General features: G+C 67.4%; 22 protein-coding genes and 1 tRNA gene. 16 read left to right on the top strand and 7 right to left on the bottom strand.

All coding sequences use genetic code 11. The annotated features are described in order from the left end of the window. Positions 1–3 precede the first annotated feature (3 nt). The gene (locus CWC60_RS08040) at positions 4–849 is read right to left on the bottom strand and encodes an exonuclease/endonuclease/phosphatase family protein (protein WP_109793484.1); all 846 of its coding nucleotides are present in this window, start codon (positions 847–849) and stop codon (positions 4–6) included. Between the two features lie 180 nt (positions 850–1,029). On the opposite strand from CWC60_RS08040, the gene dnaK reads away from it, so the two are divergent. The 6 genes from dnaK (at position 1,030) to CWC60_RS08010 (ending at position 6,745) form a co-directional block, all read left to right on the top strand. Next, the gene (gene dnaK / locus CWC60_RS08035) at positions 1,030–2,967 is read left to right on the top strand and encodes a molecular chaperone DnaK (protein WP_109793483.1); all 1,938 of its coding nucleotides are present in this window, start codon (positions 1,030–1,032) and stop codon (positions 2,965–2,967) included. 76 nt (positions 2,968–3,043) lie between these two features. Then, positions 3,044–4,183, top strand: a complete 1,140-nt coding sequence (dnaJ, locus tag CWC60_RS08030; protein WP_109793482.1) for a molecular chaperone DnaJ — start codon at positions 3,044–3,046, stop codon at positions 4,181–4,183. Positions 4,184–4,208: 25 nt separating this feature from the next. Further along, a complete protein-coding gene (locus CWC60_RS08025; protein ID WP_109793481.1) occupies positions 4,209–4,535 on the top strand; it encodes a phosphoribosyl-ATP diphosphatase in 327 nt (108 codons plus the stop codon). A gap of 36 nt (positions 4,536–4,571) precedes the next feature. After that, on the top strand, positions 4,572–4,940 hold the full coding sequence (locus CWC60_RS08020; protein WP_241147904.1) for an HIT domain-containing protein: 369 nt from the start codon (positions 4,572–4,574) through the stop codon (positions 4,938–4,940). 7 nt (positions 4,941–4,947) lie between these two features. After that, a complete protein-coding gene (locus CWC60_RS08015; RefSeq protein ID WP_109793479.1) occupies positions 4,948–6,330 on the top strand; it encodes an SLC13 family permease in 1,383 nt (460 codons plus the stop codon). Continuing rightward, entirely contained in the window at positions 6,323–6,745 is a 423-nt protein-coding gene (locus tag CWC60_RS08010) for a DUF1489 family protein (RefSeq protein ID WP_109793478.1), read from the top strand. Before CWC60_RS08015 ends, CWC60_RS08010 begins: the two co-directional genes overlap by 8 nt. On the opposite strand, the gene CWC60_RS08005 is transcribed toward CWC60_RS08010, so the two are convergent. Together CWC60_RS08005 and CWC60_RS08000 are read right to left on the bottom strand one after the other, a co-directional pair. Continuing rightward, positions 6,742–7,800 carry a Glu/Leu/Phe/Val dehydrogenase dimerization domain-containing protein gene (locus CWC60_RS08005; RefSeq protein ID WP_109793477.1) on the bottom strand — a complete coding sequence of 353 codons (1,059 nt, stop codon included), beginning with the start codon at positions 7,798–7,800 and terminating at the stop codon, positions 6,742–6,744. The genes CWC60_RS08010 and CWC60_RS08005 overlap by 4 nt on opposite strands. Before the next feature lie 229 nt (positions 7,801–8,029). Next, on the bottom strand, positions 8,030–8,890 hold the full coding sequence (locus tag CWC60_RS08000; RefSeq protein WP_109793476.1) for an alpha/beta fold hydrolase: 861 nt from the start codon (positions 8,888–8,890) through the stop codon (positions 8,030–8,032). 156 nt (positions 8,891–9,046) lie between these two features. Here CWC60_RS08000 and CWC60_RS07995 point away from each other — a divergent pair, with 156 nt between their 5' ends. The 8 genes from CWC60_RS07995 to CWC60_RS07960 all read left to right on the top strand — a co-directional run bounded on the left by CWC60_RS07995 (position 9,047) and on the right by CWC60_RS07960 (position 18,512). Then, positions 9,047–10,027: a DUF3179 domain-containing protein gene (locus tag CWC60_RS07995; protein ID WP_109793475.1), complete on the top strand. Its 981-nt coding sequence runs from the start codon at positions 9,047–9,049 to the stop codon at positions 10,025–10,027. 54 nt (positions 10,028–10,081) lie between these two features. Beyond that, a complete protein-coding gene (locus tag CWC60_RS07990) occupies positions 10,082–10,894 on the top strand; it encodes a division plane positioning ATPase MipZ (RefSeq protein ID WP_109793474.1) in 813 nt (270 codons plus the stop codon). Between the two features lie 172 nt (positions 10,895–11,066). After that, positions 11,067–13,823: a DNA gyrase subunit A gene (gene gyrA / locus CWC60_RS07985; RefSeq protein WP_109793473.1), complete on the top strand. Its 2,757-nt coding sequence runs from the start codon at positions 11,067–11,069 to the stop codon at positions 13,821–13,823. A gap of 32 nt (positions 13,824–13,855) precedes the next feature. Continuing rightward, complete coding sequence (coaD, locus tag CWC60_RS07980; protein ID WP_109793472.1) at positions 13,856–14,350, top strand: pantetheine-phosphate adenylyltransferase; 495 nt, start codon at positions 13,856–13,858, stop codon at positions 14,348–14,350. 21 nt (positions 14,351–14,371) lie between these two features. Next, positions 14,372–15,409, top strand: coding sequence for a tRNA preQ1(34) S-adenosylmethionine ribosyltransferase-isomerase QueA (gene queA / locus CWC60_RS07975; RefSeq protein ID WP_109793471.1), 1,038 nt, complete (start codon positions 14,372–14,374; stop codon positions 15,407–15,409). After that, positions 15,406–16,533, top strand: coding sequence for a tRNA guanosine(34) transglycosylase Tgt (gene tgt / locus CWC60_RS07970; protein WP_109793470.1), 1,128 nt, complete (start codon positions 15,406–15,408; stop codon positions 16,531–16,533). Before queA ends, tgt begins: the two co-directional genes overlap by 4 nt. A gap of 77 nt (positions 16,534–16,610) precedes the next feature. Then, positions 16,611–16,686 (top strand) — tRNA-Lys (locus CWC60_RS07965). A 131-nt stretch (positions 16,687–16,817) separates the two neighbouring features. Beyond that, positions 16,818–18,512 carry a mechanosensitive ion channel family protein gene (locus tag CWC60_RS07960; RefSeq protein WP_109796362.1) on the top strand — a complete coding sequence of 565 codons (1,695 nt, stop codon included), beginning with the start codon at positions 16,818–16,820 and terminating at the stop codon, positions 18,510–18,512. Positions 18,513–18,538: 26 nt separating this feature from the next. On the opposite strand, the gene CWC60_RS07955 is transcribed toward CWC60_RS07960, so the two are convergent. After that, positions 18,539–18,883 carry a hypothetical protein gene (locus tag CWC60_RS07955; RefSeq protein ID WP_109796361.1) on the bottom strand — a complete coding sequence of 115 codons (345 nt, stop codon included), beginning with the start codon at positions 18,881–18,883 and terminating at the stop codon, positions 18,539–18,541. A gap of 51 nt (positions 18,884–18,934) precedes the next feature. Beyond that, positions 18,935–19,171 carry a Sec-independent protein translocase family protein gene (locus CWC60_RS07950; protein WP_109793467.1) on the bottom strand — a complete coding sequence of 79 codons (237 nt, stop codon included), beginning with the start codon at positions 19,169–19,171 and terminating at the stop codon, positions 18,935–18,937. Positions 19,172–19,449: 278 nt separating this feature from the next. Here CWC60_RS07950 and CWC60_RS07945 point away from each other — a divergent pair, with 278 nt between their 5' ends. Further along, positions 19,450–20,214 carry a putative bifunctional diguanylate cyclase/phosphodiesterase gene (locus CWC60_RS07945; protein WP_109793466.1) on the top strand — a complete coding sequence of 255 codons (765 nt, stop codon included), beginning with the start codon at positions 19,450–19,452 and terminating at the stop codon, positions 20,212–20,214. A 17-nt stretch (positions 20,215–20,231) separates the two neighbouring features. Here the strand turns inward: CWC60_RS07945 and CWC60_RS07940 are convergent, their stop codons facing one another. Then, the gene (locus CWC60_RS07940) at positions 20,232–20,981 is read right to left on the bottom strand and encodes a glucose 1-dehydrogenase (RefSeq protein WP_109793465.1); all 750 of its coding nucleotides are present in this window, start codon (positions 20,979–20,981) and stop codon (positions 20,232–20,234) included. Positions 20,982–21,078: 97 nt separating this feature from the next. Between CWC60_RS07940 and CWC60_RS07935 the strand changes: the two genes are divergently transcribed. Continuing rightward, positions 21,079–21,690: an SCO family protein gene (locus CWC60_RS07935; protein WP_109793464.1), complete on the top strand. Its 612-nt coding sequence runs from the start codon at positions 21,079–21,081 to the stop codon at positions 21,688–21,690. A gap of 74 nt (positions 21,691–21,764) precedes the next feature. On the opposite strand, the gene CWC60_RS07930 is transcribed toward CWC60_RS07935, so the two are convergent. Continuing rightward, a partial coding sequence (locus CWC60_RS07930; RefSeq protein ID WP_109793463.1) for an ABC transporter substrate-binding protein occupies positions 21,765–22,670 on the bottom strand: 906 nt, incomplete at its 5' end.

The following is a 22,670-nucleotide window of genomic DNA, read 5'->3' as shown; positions in this document are numbered from 1 at the left end:
GTTTCAGGCCGGTATCAGCGTCGCCATCAGCGCGTAGTGATCGGACAGGGGAACATGGCGGCCAGAGGGCAGGGGAACGGCCGGCTCGGTCAGGATATGGGCGGTTTCCACCCGGAGCGACGGCGCCGCGTCCTTCATGAAGATCAGGTCGATGTCGTGCGCGGGCCCGCCCGGCGCGCTGACGGCGATCGGATTGTCCAGCGACCATGTCCGCACGCCGCCGTCGTCATGGGCGTCGGCCGTCTCGCGCAGGTCGCGCCAGCCGCGCGCCGTGGCGACACCATGTCCTGCGGGCTCGCTGGCGAGGCTGAGATTGAAATCGCCGCCGAGCAGCTTCAGGCCACCGCCGCCGCTTTCCAGCAGATCGAGCGCCTGCCCGACTTCCTCGGCCCGCAGGCCGGGAGCCGTGCGCCGGATGCCTTCACGTCCTCTTCCGTCATAGCTGGCGTGCAGGTTGCCCACCCGCGCCGGGCCGAGCGGGGTTTCCACGTCGATGCGCATGGCCCCCTTGCGCGCGACGACGGTCTCGACCCAGTCCAGCGCCCGGAACCGCACCACCGCCAGCCCGCCCGAGGGCCAGTCCCGGCGCACCAGGACGCAAAGCCCCGTGTCCGCACTCCTCTCCGCCGCCGCATGCAGACGGAACCCGCTGACCCCGCCGAGAGCGGCGCGCACGCTGTGGTGATAGGCTTCCTGGATCAACCAGATGTCGATGCCGGGCGCGTTGGCGCTCAGCGCCTCGACAATGCGGGGCAGACGGCGCCCGGCGTGGGCAACCGCGTCCACGAGGGGAACGCCGCCCGCCCGCAGACGGGCAAGACCGATATTGAAAGTGGCGATGCGGAGCATTTATCTCGCTCTGTGCTCGGGTTGCGGCCCGTGGCGGCTGATCCTATATACCGTTGCGACCATAGGGTGGTTTTGAGTCGCTTTTGTCACACCGCCCGCGACAACCTGCAAATCGAACCGTAAGGGGATGCGCGCGGCGCCTGATGGGCCAAGCGCATCGGCCAGAAATGAGAGGCATGAATGTCTAAAGTTATCGGGATCGATCTCGGTACCACGAACTCCTGCGTGGCCGTCATGGAGGGCAAGAACGCCAAGGTGATCGAGAACGTGGAGGGCGCGCGCACCACGCCCTCGATGGTCGCGTTCACCGAGGATGGCGAACGTCTTGTCGGCCAGTCGGCGAAACGGCAGGCGGTGACCAATCCGTCCAATACGCTGTTCGCGATCAAGCGCCTGATCGGCCGTCCGCACGGCGATCCGGTGGTCGCGGAAATGCAGAAGACCGCGCCCTATGACATCGTCAAGGCCGACAGCGGTGACGCCTGGGTCCAGGCGGGGGGCGAGCAGTACGCACCGTCGCAGATTTCCGCCTTCATCCTGCAGAAGATGAAGGAAACCGCCGAATCCTATCTCGGCGAGACGGTCGACAAGGCGGTCATCACCGTCCCGGCCTATTTCAACGATTCCCAGCGTCAGGCCACCAAGGATGCCGGCAAGATCGCCGGCCTGGAGGTTCTGCGCATCATCAACGAGCCGACGGCGGCGGCGCTGGCCTATGGCCTGGACAAGTCCGGCGACGGCAAGACCATCGCGGTCTATGACCTGGGCGGCGGCACCTTCGACATCTCGATCCTCGAGATCGGCGACGGCGTCTTCGAGGTGCGCTCGACGAACGGCGACACCTATCTGGGCGGCGAGGACTTCGACATGGCCCTCGTCAACTACCTGGCCGACGAGTTCAAGAAGGAGAACTCGATCGATCTCAGGAGCGACAAGCTGGCCCTGCAGCGCCTCAAGGAGGCTGCGGAAAAGGCCAAGATCGAGCTGTCGTCCTCGACCCAGACCGACATCAACCTGCCCTACATCACCGCTGACCAGTCGGGGCCGAAGCACCTGACCATGAAGCTCAGCCGGGCCAAGTTCGAAAGCCTGGTCGAAGGACTGGTCAAGCGCACCGTCGGTCCCTGCGGCGCGGCGCTGAAGGATGCGGGCCTGCAGGCCGGCGACATCGACGAGGTCGTCATGGTCGGCGGCATGACCCGCATGCCGAAGGTCATCGAGACGGTGAAGGAGTTCTTCGGGCGGGAGCCGCATCGCGGCGTGAACCCCGACGAGGTCGTGGCGATCGGCGCAGCGATCCAGGCCGGCGTGCTGCAGGGCGATGTCAAGGACGTGCTGCTGCTGGATGTGACCCCGCTGTCGCTGGGCATCGAGACCCTGGGCGGCGTGTTCACCCGGCTGATCGACCGCAACACCACGATCCCGACCAAGAAGTCCCAGGTCTTCTCGACCGCCGAGGACAACCAGTCCGCGGTGACGATCCGGGTCTTCCAGGGCGAGCGCGAGATGGCCGCCGACAACAAGATGCTGGGCCAGTTCGATCTGGTCGGCATCCCGTCGGCGCCCCGTGGCGTGCCGCAGATCGAGGTCACCTTCGACATCGACGCCAACGGCATCGTCAACGTCTCGGCCAAGGACAAGGCGACCAACAAGGAACAGGCGATCCGTATCCAGGCTTCAGGCGGCCTCTCCGACGACGACATCGAGCAGATGGTCAAGGACGCCGAGGCCAACCGTGAGGCGGACGAGAAGCGTCGCAAGGTCGCCGAGGCGCGGAACCAGGGCGAAAGCCTGATCCACGCCACGGAACAGACGCTGTCCGATCTTGGCGACAAGGTCCCGGCCGAAGAGAAGGCCAATGTGGAGAAGGCCGTCGAGGAACTGCGTTCGGCTCTGGAAGGCGACGACGCCGAGGCCATCGAACAGAAGGTCCAGGCGCTCTCCCAGATCTCCATGAAGCTGGGCGAGCAGCTCTACAAGCAGCAGGCCGAAGCCGGTGAATCCGCGCCGGAGGGCGAGGCCGGCGAGAGCGGCCAGTCCGGCAAGGCGGATGACGACATCGTCGACGCGGACTTCGAGGAAGTCGACGACGACGACGACAAGAAGAAGTCGGCCTGACCGACTCCAGACGAAAGGGACGGCCCGCCTCGCGGGCCGTCCCGATTCTGGACCACTGGGAGGGGCTGGCGACTAGATGGCGAAGACGGACTACTACGAGATGCTTGGCGTCGCCCGCGATACCGACGCGAGCGAACTGAAGCGCGCCTACCGCAAGAAGGCGATGCAGTATCACCCGGACCGCAATCCGGGCGATCAGGATGCCGAGCAGAAGTTCAAGGAACTCTCCGAAGCCTATGACGTGCTGCGCGATCCGGAGAAGCGCGCGGCCTATGATCGGTTCGGCCACGCGGCGTTCGAAGGCGGCGGCTTCGGCGGGCAGCAGTCGGGCGCGGACTTCGCGCATTCCTTCTCCGACATCTTCGACGACCTGTTCGGGGAGTTCATGGGCGGCCGCCGCGGTCCGCGGGGCGGTCCGGCCCGCGGCGACGACCTGCGTTACAATCTGGAGATCACGCTGGACGACGCCTTCATCGGCAAGCAGGTGCAGATCACCGTGCCGACGACCGTTGCGTGCGGCAGCTGCGCCGGTTCGGGCGCCAAGCCGGGAACATCCCCGGTACAGTGCACCGCCTGCCAGGGCGCCGGCCGGGTCCGCATGCAGCAGGGCTTCTTCATGATCGAGCGGACCTGCCCGCAGTGCGGCGGCCAGGGCCAGGTCATTTCCGATCCGTGCGACGACTGCTCCGGCCGCGGCGTCATGCACGAAGACAAGACCCTGTCGGTGAACATTCCCGCCGGCGTCGAGGACGGCACGCGGATCCGCCTGACGGCCGAAGGCGCGGCCGGCGCCCGGGGCGGACCGGCCGGCGATCTCTACATCTTCCTTTCGATTGCGCCGCATCCGATCTTCGACCGCGACGGGCGCGATCTGCATTGCCGCGTACCGATCCCCATGACCTCGGCCGCGCTCGGCGGCACGGTGGAGGTGCCGACTATCGACGGGGGCCGGGCCAAGGTGAACATTCCCGCCGGCACCCAGAACGGCCGGCAGTTCCGGCTCAAGGGCAAGGGCATGCCGCAGCTTCGCGGCGGCGTCTTCGGCGACCTCTACATCCAGACCCAGGTCGAGGTGCCGGTGAACCTCACCAAGCGCCAGAAGGAACTGCTGCAGGAGTTCGAGAAGGCCGGCGACGGGCACAGCCAGTCGAACAATCCGGAATCGGAGGGGTTCCTGGGCAAGGTGAAGGAATTCTGGTCGGACCTGACGGACTGACCGGCGCGAGGGAAGGGCCCGGGCAATGAACCGCAACAGCGACATACTCGATCGCCTTCATGCCGTGGCCGAGGAACGGAAGAGTGCCGATCCGTCGGCCTCCTATGTCGCCAAGCTGCACGCGAAGGGTGTCGGCAAGATCGCCCAGAAGGTCGGCGAGGAAGGGGTCGAGACCGCACTCGCCGCCGTCTCGGAAGGACGTGAGAAGGTCGTCGAGGAAAGCGCGGACCTGCTCTTTCACCTCATTGTCCTGTGGTCGCATCTGGGAATCACGCCCGGTGAAGTGCTGGAAGCCCTGGCCGCGCGCGAGGGCGTGTCGGGGCTTGCCGAGAAGGCGGCCCGCGGGGAATAGTCGGGCCGGTTCGCGGATATCGGGAGGGAAGTGGTCGTGGCCTATGACAGGGACAATATCTTCGCGAAGATCCTGCGCGGCGACCTGCCGTGCACGAAGCGCCACGAGACGGAATGGGCCATGGCGTTCGACGACATCGCGCCCAAGACACCGGTCCATGTTCTGGTGGTACCGAAAGGCGAGTATGTCGATTTCAACGATTTCACGGCCAGGGCGACAGCCGAGGAACAGGCCGGTTTCTGGCGGGCCGTCAAGGAGACGGCGGAAATCTGCGGCGTCGGCGAGGAGGGCTTTCGCCTGACCACCAACAACGGCGAGGTCGCCGGGCAGATCGTCTTCCATTTCCACGTCCACATCTTCGGCGGACGGCCGCTGGGCCGCATGGTGCGCGCGAGCGACGGCTGAACGGCGCGTGAATCCGCGTCTCAACCACCTGCTGGTCCTGCCGTTCCTGCTGGGAGCGGCGGCGATCCTGATGCTGCCCGCGGCGGTGATGCCGACGCAGGCCGCCATGGGCGGAGCCCTGGCTCTGGCCGCCGTCGGGTTCTGGGCCACGGGCGCGCTGCCGGAATACGTGACGGCGCTGATCTTCTTCCTCATCGCCATGGTCTTCGGCATCGCCGAGGCGCCCGCGGTCTTTTCCGGCTTCGCCGCCGGCGCCTTCTGGCTGCTGTTCGGCGGCATGATCCTGGGCACGGCGGTCGGTAAGACGGGTCTGGGCGCGCGGCTGGCCCGCTCCATGGCGCGGCGGATGGGGGTCTCCTACACCGGCGTGCTGGTGGGCATCGTCGGCGTCGCGCTCGCGCTGTCCTTCCTCATGCCCTCGGCGACGGGCCGGGCTGTGCTGCTGATTCCGGTCGCCGTCAGTCTGGCAGCCGCCTTCGGGTTCACGCCGGGCAGCCGGGGCGGCAACGGAATTGCCATCGCCGCGGCGCTCGGCGCGGTCATACCCGGCTTCGGCATCCTGCCTGCCAACGTGCCGAACCTCGTGCTCGCCGGTGCGGCCGATACGATCCACGGTCTGAAGCTGAACTATGGCGAGTTCCTGCTGCTGCATTTCCCGGTGCTCGGGCTCTGCAAGGCGATCGCCATCGTGGTCGTCGTGCGGGCGCTGTTCCCCGACCGCATGCCGGCCGATCCGGCGGCGGACGCGGAACTCGGACCCGCCAGCCGCGAGGAATGGCGGCTCGCGCTGATCCTTGCCGGGGCGCTGGCGCTCTGGGCGACGGACTTCGCCCATGGCGTCTCGCCGGCCTGGGTGGCGCTGGGCGGCGGCGTGCTGTGCCTGCTGCCGCGAATCGGCATGATCCCCACCGAGAAGCTGGGGGAGGCCGTGCAGATCCGACCGCTTATCTACATCGCCGGCGTTCTCTCGCTGGGCGCGGTCGTGACCTCCACGGGCTTCGCCGACCGGATGGCCGCCGCCTTCCTCACGGTGGCCGGCCTGACCCCTGGCGCGGGCGCGGCGAACATCGCCACGCTGACCGGCGCGCAGATACTCACCAGCTTCCTGGGCACGGCGCCGACCGTGCCGGCGGTCTGGACGCCACTGGCCGACGAACTGGCCGGCGCCACGGGGCTGCCGGTCCGGACCGTGCTGATGACCCAGGTGCTGGCCTATTCGACCGTCATCCTGCCCTACCAGGTGCCGCCGGTCGTGGTGGCGCTGCAGCTCGCCGGCGTGCCGATGGCGAAGGCCGTACGCGCGGTGCTGGCGCTGGCGGCGGTGACGCTGCTGGTGCTGCTGCCGCTGGACCTGCTGTGGTGGGAAGTGCTGGGATTGCCGGATGGCTGAGCCGGTCGTGCATCTGCTGAAACTCTGCGTCGGCGTCGAGAGCGTGGAACAGCTCGAGGTCTTTCAGAAGGCGCGGCTGGCGCGCGGCGAGACACTGCGCCACCTCACCCGGAACCGGCCGCGGCGCGACGCGGAGGTGCTGGCAGGCGGCTCCATCTACTGGATCATCGCGGGCGCCATCCGGGTACGGCAGCGTATTGTCGGACTGGAGAGGGTCGAGACGGACGAGGGCGCGAAGTGCGGCCTCGTCTTCGATCCGCAACTGATCCGCACGGAGCCATGGGCGCGGCGACCGCATCAGGGCTGGCGCTATCTGGAGGCGAAGGACGCGCCACCCGACCTCGCCGCCGGTTCCGGGGCCGACGATCTGCCGCCCGAACTCAGGGCGAAGCTGCGGGAAATCGGAGTCGGCTAGGCCGCCAGGAGGCGTGCCTTTTCGCGCGCTTTCGAGATGATCTCGCGCGCCATGCGGTCGGCCATGCGGTGCGTGGCGACGTCCTCGGCCTCGGCCCGGGCGAACAGATCGGCCAGGGTGTCGCCGATGGTCGCGACATGACGCATGGCGGTCTCCCGGTCGTAGTCCGGGCCTTCATGGGTGATGTTGATGACCCCGCCGGCGTTGATGACATAGTCCGGCGCGTAGAGCACGCCGCGCTCGGCCAGCATGTCGCCGTGGCGGTCCTCGGCGAGCTGGTTGTTGGCGGAGCCGGCCACGATTCTGGCCTTCAGCACCGGAATGGTCCGGTCGTTGAGGCCGGCGCCCAGGGCGCATGGTGCGAAGACATCCGCCTCCACGGCATGGATGCGGTCCGCGGCAACGGCCTCGGCGCCGAACGCCTTCGTGGCGCGTTCGCAGACCCCGTCGCGGATGTCGGCGACGAGCAGCTTCGCGCCCGCCTCGTGCAGCTGACGGCAGAGATCCCAGCCGACATGGCCGAGACCCTGCACCGCGACCCGCACGCCGGCGAGGCTGTCATTCCCGCGGCAATGCTTCAGCGCGGCGCGGATGCCGACGAAGACGCCATGGGCCGTTGCCGGGGAGGGATCGCCCGACAGGCCGGCAAGACCCGCGACATGGCGCGTGGTCTCGCGGACATGGGCCATGTCGTCCGGTGACGTGCCCACGTCCTCGGCGATGATGTAGCTGCCGCCCAGCTTCTCGACGAAACGGCCCATCGCCCGGAACAATCCGGGCGAACGCAGCTTCGCCGGATCGCCGATGATCACCGACTTGCCGCCGCCGCGGCCGGTGCCCGCCAGGGCCGCCTTGTAGGTCATGCCGCGGGAAAGGCGCAGAACGTCCGCCACGGCCTCGTCTTCGCTGGCGTAGGGCCAGAAACGGCAACCGCCCAGACCCGCGCCGAGCGTGGTGTCGTGGACCGCAATGATCGCGTTCAGCCCCGTTTCCGCATCCCGGCAGAAGACCACTTCCTCATGGTCGTCAAAGTGTTCCGAACCGAAGACCGACATGGTGACCTCGCGTAAGATCGCTGGTTTCTGGTTCCCGAATTCAGCACAACAGGGTTAATTTTCAACTCACGCGACGGAGAGTCCCAAACAAAGCACGAATGCTTTCGCGTCCGGCGCCAAATGGACCCGGCGGTTACTTGCAGCGGTCGCCGTGCGAAATCTTGTTGCGCAGATGTCGCGCTGCCGCATGGCGGAAATTCGCCGGTTTCGTCACGCGTGGATGGTCCGATTACACGCCGGGAGAATCTTCGAGCGTCTGCAGCAGCCACTTGTTCGCCGTTCCGGACGCTTCGTAGAACAGCCAATGCCCGGCGCCCGGCACCACCTGGAAATCCATGTCCGGGTCGAAGCGGCGCAGCGCCGCCATCTGTCCGGCAAGGCGTTCCGGATCGGAGAAGGCGTCCGCGCCGCCCCAGATGCCCGACAGGCGCGCCCGGACCCGGGGCAGGGCGTCCAGCAGCGCCGTCGTGTCGGGGATCTTGCCGCAGCGGACGCGGGCGGCGGCGATGTTCTCACGCTGGATGCGGACCGCCAGATCGTCCACGCACGCGGGGTCGGCGATCATCAGCCGGCCCAGATTGTGGCGGTGGACGGCGTCGATCTCGGCTTCCGACATGCCTTCGCGCACACCCTTCAGATCGACGCCGGGCGACGGTCCGCTCCGCATGCCGAAGCCGCCCGGTCCGCTGAGAAGCAGCCGGCCGACACGGGCGCCCAGCATCGCCGCCAGATGCCCGGCGACGATGCCGCCATAGGAGAAGCCGACGATATCCAGTTCGGCGTCCGGCCCGAGCAGTTCATCGACGCCCGCCGCCAGCGGCGGCGCCAGGCGGTCCGGCAGATGCGGTTCGGGCGGCGTGTCCGAGCGTCCGTAGCCCGGCATGTCGGCGGCCAGAACGCGGAACCGTGCCGAAAGCGCCTCGATGTTGTGGACGAAATGCGTCCACGATCCGAAATCGCCGTGCAGCAGGACCACGGGACGGCCCTCGCCGAAGCACCGCCAGGCCGTCCGCAGGCCCCGCCATTCGGTCTCCCGATAGTCGGCGGCGGCCTCCAGCCGCTCGACCATATTCCTTGCCGTCTCGTCCATTGTTCTCCTCCCCAGGAACGCTCTCGAGTCCTAGGCCAATGGGCGCCGGTCCGCCAATCCGATTCCTGAGCCGGTCACGGAAACCGTCACGGCCTTGTGTGTCGCCGGTGTTCCGCGCCTCTCGCTAGCATCGCCCGACGCACAGGGGAGGCACGCATGCGCTGGATCATCGCCGTCCTGCTGATGGCCGGGTCGTTCGCCCAGGCGGCGGCCCAGACGGACGAGCAGTACATCCGCTACTGGCAGTCCGAATGGCCCGACACCGACTTCTCGAAACGGTCGGTCGATTTCGACGAGATCAAGTCGGGCGGTCCCTCGAAGGACGGCATTCCACCGATCGACGAACCGGAATTCCGCCCGGTCGGAGAGATCGAGGGGCTGGAGGACGCGCAGCCCGTGATGGGCCTGATCGTCGACGGCGAGGCGAAAGCCTATCCTCTCTCGGTCCTGATGTGGCATGAGATCGTCAATGACGAGATCGCCGGCGTCCCCGTCGCCGTGACCTTCTGCCCGCTGTGCAACGCCGCCATCGTCTTCGACCGGCGGCTGGGCGAGCGGGTGCTGGATTTCGGCACCACAGGCAAGTTGCGCAATTCCGACCTTGTGATGTGGGACCGCCAGACCGAAAGCTGGTGGCAGCAGTTCCTGGGGGAGGCGATCGTCGGCGAACTGACCGGCGCGCGGCTGGAGGTCATCCCCTCGCGGGTCGAATCCTTCGCCCGCTTCCGCGAACGCGCGCCCGGCGGCCAGGTCCTGGTGCCCGGCGGCCGCTACCGCCGGAACTATGGCCAGAACCCGTATGTCGGCTACGACACGCTGGGCCAGCCCTGGTTCTGGCAGGGCGAGATGCCCGACGGCGTACCGCCGCTCATGCGGGTCGTGTCCCTGGGGGAACGCGGGGCCTGGACGCTGGAACTGGTGCGGACGAAGGGCGAGGTGCGGCTGGACGACGGCACGGTCATCCGCTGGACGCCGGGGCAGTTCTCCGCCCTCGACGCCAATGTCATCGCCGAAAGCCGCGACGTGGGCAATGTGACGGTCATCCGGGACGGCGCCGACGTCGCCCATGGCGTCGATTTCGCGTTCGCCTATCACGCCTTTTATCCGGACGCGCCGATCCGTCATCTGGCGGATTGAAGCCCGGACGCATAGAAGGAGAGGGTGTCGTTTCTGGAGGGATTCGCGTCACCCATGTCCGCATCCGCACATGCCATCGTCGTCGGCAACGAGAAGGGCGGTACTGGCAAGTCCACCACCGCCATGCACATCATCGTTTCCCTGCTCAAGGCCGGCCACACCGTCGGCGCGGTCGATCTCGATGCGCGGCAGGGCACGCTCAGCCGTTATTTCGCCAACCGCCGGGGCACGGCCGCACGGCTCGCGCTCGACCTGGAAATGCCGCGCTTCGAGGTCGTGGAGAGCACGGATGACGGTGCGGCCGACCGGGAGCGGTTGCTCGGCGTGCTGGGCGAACTGGCCCCGGCCAGCGACTACGTGGTCATCGACTGCCCCGGCCATGACACGCCGCTCAGCCGCCTGGCCCACAATTTCGCCGACACGCTGGTCACCCCGCTGAACGACAGTTTCGTCGACCTCGACAACCTGGCCGACGTCGACCCGCAGAGCTTCGAGATCCGCCGGCCCAGCCGCTACGCCGAGACGGTCTGGGAGGAGCGCAAGCGCCGCATGCTGCGCGACCGCGGTTCCGTCGACTGGGTGGTGCTGCGCAACCGGCTGAGCCAGCTCGACGCCCGCAACAAGCGCCGTGTGGGTGACGTGCTCGACCGCCTGGCCAGCCGCGTCGGCTATCGCGTCGCGCCCGGCCTGTCGGAGCGGGTGATCTACCGGGAACTCTTCCTGGACGGACTCACCTTGCTGGACGTCATGGAGAGCGATTCCGGCGTCGACGTGACCATGTCCCACGTCGCGGCCAGACAGGAGTTGCGGGCGCTGATGGACGCCCTTCAGCTTCCTGGCGGGACACGCGCGGTGGACGCCGCCTGAAAGCGGCAAATTTGCCCCGCACGGCTTGCCCCGCGCGCTCATTCGGGCTATGTAAAGAAAGTATCTATCTAACTGATTCCCTGACGTTTCGTGATGGTCACGATGACGTTGCGGCAGGCGCCGGAAAGGCGTCTCCCGCGCATGATCCGGACAGGGACGGAGACGCATCCAATTGGCCGATAACGACGAGACCCCACCGGCTCCGCCGGAGCCGCCGACCGACATTTCTCCGATCTCCATCGAAGACGAGATGCGCCAGTCCTATCTGGACTACGCCATGAGCGTGATCGTCAGCCGCGCGCTGCCCGACGTGCGCGACGGACTGAAGCCGGTGCACCGGCGCATCCTGTTCTCGATGAACGAGAACGGCTACACCTCCGACAAGCCGTACCGGAAGTCGGCCCGCGTCGTCGGCGACGTCATGGGCAAGTACCATCCGCACGGCGACAGCGCGATCTACGACGCCATGGTCCGCATGGCGCAGGACTTCTCCATGCGTCTGCCGCTGCTGGACGGGCAGGGCAATTTCGGCTCCATGGACAACGATCCGCCGGCGGCCATGCGCTACACCGAGATCCGCCTCGACAAGGCGGGCGAGGCGATGCTGGAGGACATCGACCTCGACACGGTGGACTTCACCGAGAACTACGACAACACCACCGAGGAACCGTCCGTCCTGCCGGCGCGTATCCCGAACCTGCTGGTCAACGGGGCCGGCGGCATCGCCGTCGGCATGGCCACCAACATCCCGCCGCACAACCTGGGCGAAGTCATCGACGCCTGTCTGGCGCTGGCGGAGAACCCGGCGCTGACCGCCGAGGACCTGCTGCAGTACGTCCAGGGCCCCGATTTTCCGACCGGCGGCATCATTCTCGGCCGGGCCGGCCTCCGCGCCGCCCTGCTGACGGGCAAGGGCTCCGTCATCGTGCGCGGCAAGGTCGAAATCGAGGAGATCCGCAAGGACCGCTACGCCATCGTCGCCACGGAGATCCCCTATCAGGTCAACAAGGCGGCCATGCTGATCCGCATTTCCGAGGCGGTGAAGGCCAAACGTATCGAGGGCATCGCGGAACTGCGCGACGAATCCGACCGCGACGGCGTGCGCGTGGTGGTCGAGCTGAAACGCGACGCGACGCCCGAAGTGGTGCTCAATCAGCTCTACCGCTTCTCCCCGCTGCAATCGAGCTTCGCCGTCAACAGCCTGGCGCTGCGGGGCGGACGGCCCGAGGTGATGAACCTGCGCGACATGATCGACGCATTCGTCCAGTTCCGTCAGCAAGTCATAACCCGGCGGACGCGTCATCTGCTGGGCAAGGCCCGCGACCGCGCTCACGTGCTGGTGGGCCTGGCCATCGCGGTCGCCAATATCGACGAGATGATCCGCATCATCCGCGCCGCGCCCGATCCGGCGACTGCCCGGGCGGAGATCATGGGCAGGGACTGGCCGGCCGAGGACGTGCGCGCCCTGGTCGAACTGATCGACGACCCGACCCACAAGGTGGTCGAGGGCCGCTACCGTCTTTCCGAAGGCCAGGCGCGCGCCATCCTGGACCTGCGCCTGCATCGCCTCACCGCACTGGGCAAGGACGAGATCGGCAGCGAACTGGAAGGTCTGGGCGAGAAGATCGCCGACTATCTCGACATCCTGTCCAGCCGGCCGAGGCTGATGGATATCCTGCGCGCCGAGCTGCTCGAAACCCGCGAACGGTTCGCCAACGACCGGCGCACGGCGATCGAGGATCTGGAATTCGAGCAGGACGACGAAGCGCTCATCCAGCGCGAGGACATGGTCGTCACCGTCAGCCACAAGGGCTACATCAAGCGCGTGCCGCTCTCCACCTACCGGGTGCAGCGGCGCGGCGGCAAGGGCCGTGCGGGCATGTCGACGCGCGACGAGGATTTCGTCGCCAAGGTCTACGTGGTCAACACCCACACGCCGGTGCTGTTCTTCTCGTCGGCCGGCAAGGTCTACAAGATGAAGGCCTACCGCATCCCCATGGCTCAGCCCAATGCGCGGGGCCGGGCGATGCAGAACCTGCTGCCGCTGGAGCAGGGCGAGGTGATCCAGACGCTGCTGCCGCTGCCCGAGGAAGAGGAAAGCTGGGAGAACTACCAGCTGATGTTCGCCACGCGCTCGGGCAATGTCCGGCGCAACCTGCTGTCCGACTTCGCCAACGTGATGTCGAACGGCAAGATCGCGATGAAGCTCGATCCGGGCGACTACATCGTCAACGTGCGGCTCTGCACCGAGGACGAGGACGTCCTGGTGGCGATGGCCGGCGGCAAGTGCATTCGTTTCCGCGTCGGCGACGTCCGCGTCTTCAAGGGCCGCGACTCCACCGGCGTGCGCGGCGTGCGGCTGGCCCGGGGCGACCGGGTGATCTCCATGAGCATCCTGCGGCACGTCGACACCAGCACACCGGAGGCCAGGGCCTATCTGAAACACGCCAATATGCTCAGACGCGGTCAGAACATCGAGCCGGAAGCACCTGATCTGCCAGTGGAAAGCGATGAGGAAGAAGTCTCGCTGGATTCCGGGCGTCTGGCCGAGCTCGGCGCCGCCGAGCAGTTCATCGTCTCGATCACCGAGAACGGTTACGGCAAACGCAGCTCCGCCTACGAGTACCGTGTCACCAATCGGGGCGGGCAGGGCATTGTCAACATCGTCACGGGCGAGCGCAATGGCGAGGTGGTGACCTCCGGACCGGTCGAGGACAGCGATCAGCTCATGCTGGTGACCAATGGCGGCAAGCTGATCCGTATCCGGGTTGACGAAATCAGGATCGCCGGGCGGAATACCCAGGGCGTGACGCTGCTCGACGTCGGCGAGGGGGAACGCGTCGTTTCTGTCACCCGCCTGTCGGACGAGGATGCCGACGGCGACAACGAGGATGAGGACGGCGATGCAGAAGGCGGGGAGGACGCCTGATCGCCGGCGCTCTTGGGGAGGGGCAAACCAGCATGAACCGTGAAATCGTCGGGCTCTATCCCGGCACATTCGATCCGATACATCTCGGCCATTTCGACATCATCCGGCGCGCCGCGCGGCTGATGGACCGGCTGGTAATCGGCGTCGCCATCAACGCCGGCAAGGGACCGCTCTTCACGCTGGAGGAGCGTGTCGAGATGGTCGAACAGGAAGTCGCCGGTTTCGAGGGCCAGGTCGAGGTGCGGCCCTTCGAGGGGCTGCTGATGCATTTCGCCGAGGAGGTCGGCGCCCGCGCCATCATCCGCGGCCTGCGCGCCGTCTCGGACTTCGAATACGAAATGCAGATGGTCGGCATGAACCTCAGGCTGAACGCCGACATCGAGACGGTCTTCCTGATGGCTTCCGACAGCCACCAGTTCATCGCATCCAAGCTGATCAAGGAGATCGGCACGCTGGGCGGCGACGTGAAGCCGTTCCTTTCGCCCGCCGTGGCCAAACGGCTCTCGAACAAGATCGAAAGCCGCTAGAGGAGGCGGGACGGGAAGCATTTGAAAGTCGACCTCTTCGATTTCGATCTCCCGTCCGATCGCATCGCCCTGCGCCCTGCCGAGCCGCGCGAGAGCGCGCGCCTGCTGGAGGTGCGCGCGGCGGGTCTCGGGCATTTCCGCATCGCGGATCTGCCCGGTCTGCTGCGCCCCGGCGACATGCTGGTGGTCAACGACACACGCGTGATTCCGGCGCGGCTGAAAGGCCGCCGCGGCGAAGCGAAGGTCGAGGCGACGCTGCACATGCGGATCGACGGGCGCACCTGGGCCGCCTTTGCCCGCCCGGCGAAGCGGCTTCGTCCCGGCGACCGGATCGAATTCGGCGGCGCCCTGTCCGCCGAGGTGGTGGAGAGGCGCGACGGCGGGGAGGTGGTGCTGCGCTTCGACCGGGCCGACGACGCCCTGTTTCAGGCGCTGCACGCCGCCGGTGAGATGCCGCTGCCGCCCTATATCGCCTCGAAGCGCCCGGTGGATGTCCGGGATTTCTCCGATTACCAGACCGTCATGGCCGACAGGCCGGGCGCCGTCGCCGCCCCGACCGCCGGCCTGCACCTGACCGAGGCCCTGTTCACGGAACTGGCCGCGCGGGACATTGCCGTCCACCGGCTGACCCTGCATGTCGGGGCGGGCACCTTTCTGCCGGTGAAGGCCGACGATACCGCCGATCACCGCATGCACGCGGAGGTCGGGGAGATCGCCGCCACAACGGCCGAGGCGCTGAACCGGGGCCGCGCCGCCGGCGGACGCATCGTCGCCGTCGGCACGACGTCGCTCCGGCTGCTGGAGAGCGCGGTCGATGCGGCCGGCGACATCCGGGCCTTTTCAGGGGCGACGGACATCTTTATCACCCCCGGGCACCGATTCCGGACCGCCGACATGCTGCTGACCAATTTCCACCTGCCGCGTTCGACGCTCTTCATGCTGGTTTCGGCCTTCTCGGGCCTCGAACGCATGAAGGCGGCCTATGCCGAAGCAATCGAGCGGGACTACCGTTTCTATTCATACGGCGACGCCTGCCTGCTGCACCGGGTCGAGCCATGAGCGCCTTCGGCTTCCGCCTGGAGGCGCAGGATGGCCGGGCCCGGGCGGGCCGGCTGGAGACCGCCCACGGTCCCGTCGAGACGCCGGTCTTCATGCCGGTCGGTACGGCGGGGACGGTCAAGGCGATGCTGCCCGAATCGGTGAAGGCGACCGGCGCGTCCATTATCCTGGGCAACACCTACCATCTGATGCTCCGGCCGGGCGCGGAGCGGGTCGCCGCGCTGGGCGGTCTGCACCGCTTCATGAACTGGCCCGGACCGATCCTGACGGACTCGGGCGGCTTCCAGGTCATGTCGCTGGCGGGGCTGCGCAAGCTGGACGAGGACGGCGTGACCTTCGCCAGCCATATCGATGGCGCGAAAGTCCGCCTCACGCCGGAGGGCTCGACCGAAATCCAGGATCTGCTGGACGCCACGATCACCATGGCCTTCGACGAGTGCACCGAGTACCCGGCAAGCCACGAGGCGGCCGCCCGGTCCATGCGCCTGTCCATGCGCTGGGCCGAGCGCTGCCGCACGGCCTTCCGCCGCCGCGAGGGCTACGGACAGTTCGGCATCGTCCAGGGCGGCACATTCGAGGATCTGCGCGGGGAATCGGTCGAGGCGCTCACCGCGATCGACTTCGAGGGTTACGCCATCGGCGGCCTGGCGGTGGGCGAGGGGCAGCCGGAAATGTTTCGGGTGCTGGACTTCACCGCGCCGGCGCTTCCCGCCGATCGGCCACGCTATCTCATGGGCGTCGGCAAGCCGGACGACCTGGTCGGCGGCGTCGAACGCGGCGTCGACATGTTCGATTGCGTCGCACCGACACGCTCGGGCCGGAACGGACAGGCCTTCACCCGCCGCGGCACGGTCAACATCCGCAACAGCCGCCATCGCGACGATCCGCGCCCGCTAGACGAGGCCTGCGGCTGCCCGGCCTGCCGCGACTACAGCCGCGCCTATCTGCATCACCTGGTGAAGGCGAAGGAGATCCTCGCCGCCATGCTGCTGACCTGGCACAACCTGCATTACTATCAGGAACTGATGCGCGGGATGAGGGCGGCGATCCTCGCCGGCGCGTTCGCGGATTTCGCCGCGGCGTTCCGCCGCGAACTGGCGCAGGGCGACATCGCGCCGCTCTGACCGCGGCCGCGTCTTGACCGCCGGCGGACCGCGGCCTAGGTTCCGCGCCGCTGTCCGGCGCGCCGCACAGCCCCGGTGGGCCCGTAGCTCAGTTGGTAGAGCAGCTGACTTTTAATCAGCGGGTCACAGGTTCGAATCCTGTCGGGCTCACCAATATTCCCTTCCTTCTGTTCGGGCCCGCGGCATCGACCCGGGGGTCGACATTCGCGCGCCAGTTCCCAAATGCCCCGGATCGCGGCGGCGCCAGGTCGCCAGTCCACCGCCTGCATCGCATGGAGGAGCGCGTGTCGATCGTCCGCAGCGCACCGGGCCGGCTGTTCGCCATGGCCATCGTGTTCGTCTGCGCGCTGCCGCTGGCGGCCCAGGAACCGGAGCCGACCGTCTTCGAAGCCCAGCGGCTCAATGCGGGCCTCGGCGCGCCGCCTGAGGATTTCGTGCGCGAGACGCCCCGGGGCACGCTCGAAACCTTTCTCGATCTCGCCGACCGCCGCATGTTCGGCGCGGCCGCTCACGCCCTGAACCTGAACGGCGTCGAAGCGGACCGTCAGCGCCGGCGCGGCGCCGAGCTGGCGCGCATGCTCTACGAAGTGATCGAGCGGCGCGTCGTGATCGACTGGCAGGACGTGCCGACCCGGCCGGACGGTCTGGACGAAAGCCTGTCGACCGACCATCCCTTCGCCGGCAAGCAGCGCCGGAGCATCAGGCTCGGTTCGCTCATGCTCGACAACCGTTCGGTTCCCATCCGTCTGAACCGGATCGGGCCGGCCGATACCGAACCGGTCTGGGTATTCAGCCGCAAGACCGTCGGGATGGTTCCGCAGTTGAACGCCGCCTTCGGGCCCACCTGGTTCGAACGCAGCCTGCCGGCGCCGCTCAGGGAGTCGGTGACGGCCAGCGTCCGCGCGTGGGAACTGATCGCCCTGCCGGTCCTGTTCCTGGCTTCCCTGGCGGCGGTGATGGTCCTGCGGGCGGTGATCGGGCGGACGAGCGCGAATTCGCATATCGGATGGATCAGCCGCGCTTCGGACGAGGCGCGCACGCCGCTTGCGATCGGTCTCGTCAGCGTGGCGCTGCTGATCGGGGTCGACTGGGCGCTGTCATTCTCGAGCGCCGTGACCCTGTTCCTCTATCCGTTGCTCTGGGCCCTGGTGATCTTCAGCCTGACCCTTGCCGTAGTCAGGACGATCGACGCCACGCTGGAGGTGGTGACGGAGCGATATGTCGGCGAAATCGACGGCACGGACGATTCCGCGCGGCGGCATCTGTACACCAATGTCTACGGCCTGCGCCGTTTCGTGCTGCTGGTCGCCTTCGTCCTCGGTTCGGTCCTGCTGCTTCACAAACTGCAGCTCTTCGAGAGCTTCGGCATGTCGCTGCTGGCGTCCGCGGGCGTGGCGACCGTCATTCTGGGCATTGCCGGGCAGAGCATTCTCGGCAACATCCTGGCGAGCCTGCAGGTCGCCATCGCCAAACCCATCCGCATCGGCGACAGCGTGCTCTACGAGGATCGCTGGTCGCACGTCGAATCGATCTTCTACACCTATATCGTGCTGAAAACCTGGGACGAGCGGCGGCTGATCGTGCCGGTGAAATACTTCCTGTCGCGGCCCTTCGAGAACTGGACGATGATCGATTCCACCACCGTGCGCAGCTTTGCGATCGAACTCGATCAGGCGGCGCGGCCGGCCGACCTGCGCGACGTGTTCGAGAAACTGGTCGCCCGGGACGAGGACGCCATGGAGGACGGGTTGCTGCTCGTCGCGGTCGAGGGGCAGACCGAGCATGCGCAGACCGTCAACTTCTACGCGACCGCGGCCAATCCGTCGGATGCCTGGATGATGGAGGTCCGGCTGGCCGAACGCATGGGGGACTGGATACGCGAGAACCATCCCGAATGGTGGCCGCGCGTGCGCCTGGAGCGGCCCGGCCGGGCCGGCCGGCTCGAGTCCCGGATCATCGACGCGAACGAGGCGGGGTGATCCGCCGGCCCGGTTCGGGAACCGGTTCAGCAGGCGTAGGTGGGGAACTGCTCCAGCGCCGACTCGTCGCGGATGCGGACCAGCGCGCGCCCCGCTGCGATCTCCACGGCGTCGCCGGGCAACGCTGCCTTGCGTCCGCCCAGGCCGAAGACCGGCCCCTCGGTTTCCAGTACCCAGGTCAGCGGCTCGCCATCCTCATTGGTCACGTTCGCGATCACCTTGCCCAGAACATCGCCGCCGGCGCTGAACGCGTCGTACTGCCGCTCAAGGGGCTCGGCGCATTGCTGCTGGGCGGCGGCGCCGCCCGCGGGCGGCAGGACGAACAGGCTGGCGACGGCGATCGCCGCAGCGGACACGAACGCAGGACGCATGGCATGGCTCTCCATTCTGTTGAGAATCGAAACGTCGATCTGGTCGGAATATCAGGCCGCCCCCATATGGTCATGGATGAGCAGCACGGCGCCGGCGACGACGCCCAGGCCCGCGATGGCGAGGCAGATCAGGCCGGGGACGCGAAACCACGTCCAGCGCATCCCGGCGCCGCCGTCAGGGCGGCTCCGGCCGCGGACACGGTCGGCACTCCGGAGCAGGACATAACCGGCCAGGCCGCCAGCGATGATGGCGACGACGAGCCAGTGCCAGAAGGAGAACGGGCCCATGTTCGACCTCCGCGATCGCGCGGACCCGGCTGCGGTCGGCGCCGGGTCCGCAAGACATTTTCTAGATGTGGCCGCCGCTCCGGAATGCAAGCGCCTGACGCTCGTGCCGGGCCAGCCGGAACGGCCATACGCGGCTCACATGCCACCCCCTCCGAAGGAAATATCGTGGCGAGAGTGTATTTGAAGTATCATTCAACCGGCGTGAGAGCATCATCGCCCAGAAAGGCGTGCCGGCCGGGCCCCGACCGGGCAGGTTCCAAGGACCGGGGACGAACGCCATGAACTTCAGCCTGGCAAACGATTTCCGACACGCGCTGGACCGCGGCGAACTTTCGCCGGTTTTCCAGCCGGTGCGCCGCCTGAGCGATGGCGTCATTGCCGGGGCCGAGGCGCTGATGCGCTGGACCCATGCCGAGCATGGCCGCATCGAACCGGCGGAGTTCATCCCCGTCAGCGAACGGACCGGATCGATCCATGCACCGGGCGCCTGGATGCTGGAACAGGCACTCGACTCGTTGGCGGCGTGGCAACGAACTGGTGCCGGAAGGTCGATGTTCGTGGCTGTGAACCTGTCGGTGATCCAGCTGTCAAAGTCCGATATCGTCGCCCAGTGCGCCGGGGTGCTGAACGCCCATGGGATCGCGCCCGAATGCCTCCATCTGGAAGTGACGGAAACCGCGCCGCTGGATCATCCGGCGGCGGAAGAAGGCATTCGCGCCCTTGGCGCAGCCGGATTTCGCCTCGCGATGGACGATTTCGGGGCCGGGTTCAGCTCCTTCACCCATCTCCACAGGCTGCCCTTCGACACACTGAAGATCGACAGGTCGTTCATCAGCGGACTGCGCGACAACGCTCGCTCGCGGGCGATCGTCGCCAACGCCGTACGTCTGGCGCACGACCTTGACATGACCGTCGTGGCCGAGGGCGTCGAGACAGAGCAGCAGCGCGCGTTCCTGCAGGAAGCCGGTTGTGATCTCGCTCAGGGCTTCCTGCTCGGCAGGCCGGCGACGGCAGCGGCTCTCTCCCGTGAACTGGGCGGTTAGACAGCCGCCGGCGGCGGTCAGACGCAGCGCCCGCCATCGACCTCGATGCAGGTTCCGGTGATGAAGACCGCATCGTCGGAGGCGAGGAAAAGGCAGGCATTGGCGATGTCGAGCGGCGTGCTCATCCGCCCCAGCGGCACCGTCGACACGAACTTTTCCCTGATCTCCGGCGTGTCCTCGCCGCCCATGAACTCGGCCGCCATGCCCGTGTCGCCGATCACCGGATGAATGGCGTTGACCCGGATCTTCATCGGCACAAGTTCCAGCGCCATGGACTTGGCGATGACCGTCGCCGCGCCCTTGGAACCGTTGTACCAGGTGAGGCCGGGGCGGGGGCGGACCGCGGCGGTCGACGACGTGACGATGATCGAGCCGCCATTCGCCTTCATCAGGTCCAGGCCGTGCCGGGCCGCGTGGTAGAGGCTCTTCACGTTGACGGCGTAGATCCGGTCGAAGGTCGCCTCGTCGATCTCCCACATCGGCCGGTTGCGCTGTGGCACGCCGGCATTGCAGACGAGGCAGTCAAGGCGGCCGTCGAAGATCGCGTCCGCGCGCTCGAACAGCCTGCGCACGCTGTCGCCGTCCGCAACGTCCGCAACGACCGCTTCCGCAGCGGGTCCGATCGCGTCCGCCACCCGGCCGGCGGCCTCGGCGTCGATATCGACCACCAGCACGCGCGCGCCTTCCTCGGCGAAGCGCCGCGCGATACCTTCGCCGAACCCCGAACCCGCGCCGGTGACCAGCGCGGTCTTGCCTTCCAGCCGCATGTCTTCCTCCCGTTGTCGCTGTCGTGGTCCCAGCTTAGCGGCGATGCGACCGCATGCCACGCGGAACCCTGCGGAGAGGCGGCGTAATCGTTTCCGTATGCAACGCCATCACATCTTCGCACTCATCGTGCTGGTGATCGCCGCCGTCATCGGCATCTCCGCCATCATCGTCTGGCAGAGCCGGAGCGGAGAGCGCGTCGCCGGGGCCGTCAACGTCACGAAGGGCGTCGAGATCGGCGGGCCCTTCACCATGACCGACCACCGCGGCCGCGAGGTCACGGAAGCGATGCTGCAGGGCCGTCATGCGCTGATCTATTTCGGCTACACCTTCTGCCCGGACGTCTGCCCCACCGAACTTCAGGACATGGCCGTGGCCCTCGACCTGGCCGGCGAAGCCGGTGAGAAGGTTCTGCCGGTCTTCGTCACCATCGACCCCGCCCGCGACGGCCAGCAGGAGATGGCGGCCTATGTGGAGGCCTTCCATCCGCGCATGGTCGGTCTGCGGGGCACCGACGAACAGACCGCGGCCATGGCCAGGGCCTACCGGGTCTTCTACGCGCCGGTGAACAGGGACGACGAATACTACCTGATGGATCACTCCAACTTCATCTTCCTGATGGGTCCGGACGGCGACAATATCGCCATCTTCAACGGTCAGGCCTCGCCGGAGACGATAGCGGCCGGCATCCGCCAGGCGGTCGACGGCTAGGGTCCGCCGGGCGCAACGAAAAGGGCCGGACCGGCAGATGCCGGCCCGACCCAATCTGTCGCGAATCCGTCGGTTCAGTTGGACTTCGCGGCTTCTTCCTTGATCATCTCGAAGACGACGTCGCGGTAGCCCTTGAACCAGTCCGTCTTCGGTTCGAAGCCGTTCTCGGTGATCGTGAAGACACGGACCCAGCCGCCGCCCTCATGGTCGCCGCCCGCAAGATTCAGCGGGGGCACCAGACCGCCCAGCGAGAAGTCCTTGATGGCCCGGAAGCCGTCGCGGACCTGGGTTCCGGTGATATCGGCGCCGCCGCCATTGGCCTTGACGGCATTGCGGACCGCCTCGATATGCAATGCGCCGATCAGCAGGCCGCGGTTGTAGAACACCGTCGAGTTGAAGGTGGCCGGAAGATCCTGCCCCCGGTCCTTGTACATGGCCTCGATCTCGCGGCGGACTTCGAAGTCGTCGCCGACCCCGGCGAACTGGATGCCGTTATAGCCGACATTGGCGGCATAGCCGCCGCCGGCCTCCACATCAGCTTCGGACTGGCCCCAGACGAAGGACACGACCTGCTCCAGCGGGTAGCCGGCGCGGCGCAGCGCCTGCATCGACACCGACGGCGCGCGCCCGAACAGGTGAGTTATCACGAAATCGGCCCGGAACCGGCGGGCGATGTCGCGCGCCTGGTTGTCCATCTCGATGCCGGGCGAGGGGACCGGGAACTCCTGCAGGTCGAAGCCTTCCATCTCCGCCAGCTTGCGGACGACGGGCAGGCCCTCACGGCCGGCTGGATTGTCGAAGAACAGGTAGGCGATCTTCTTGCCCTTCAGGTCGCCGCCCAGGCGCTGGCGCGCGAACTCGACCGCGCCGCCGGCCTGCGACCAGTAACTGGCCGCCGCGGGGAACAGATACGGATAGTGCTCGCCATCCGCCGACGCTGCGGTGCCGAAGCCCGGCGAGGTGCCGGGGATCTGATCCTT

The sequence above is a fragment of the Minwuia thermotolerans genome (genome assembly GCF_002924445.1).
GTDB classification, from domain to species: Bacteria; Pseudomonadota; Alphaproteobacteria; order Minwuiales; family Minwuiaceae; genus Minwuia; species Minwuia thermotolerans.
This window is presented reverse-complemented; position numbering and strand designations above follow the sequence as displayed.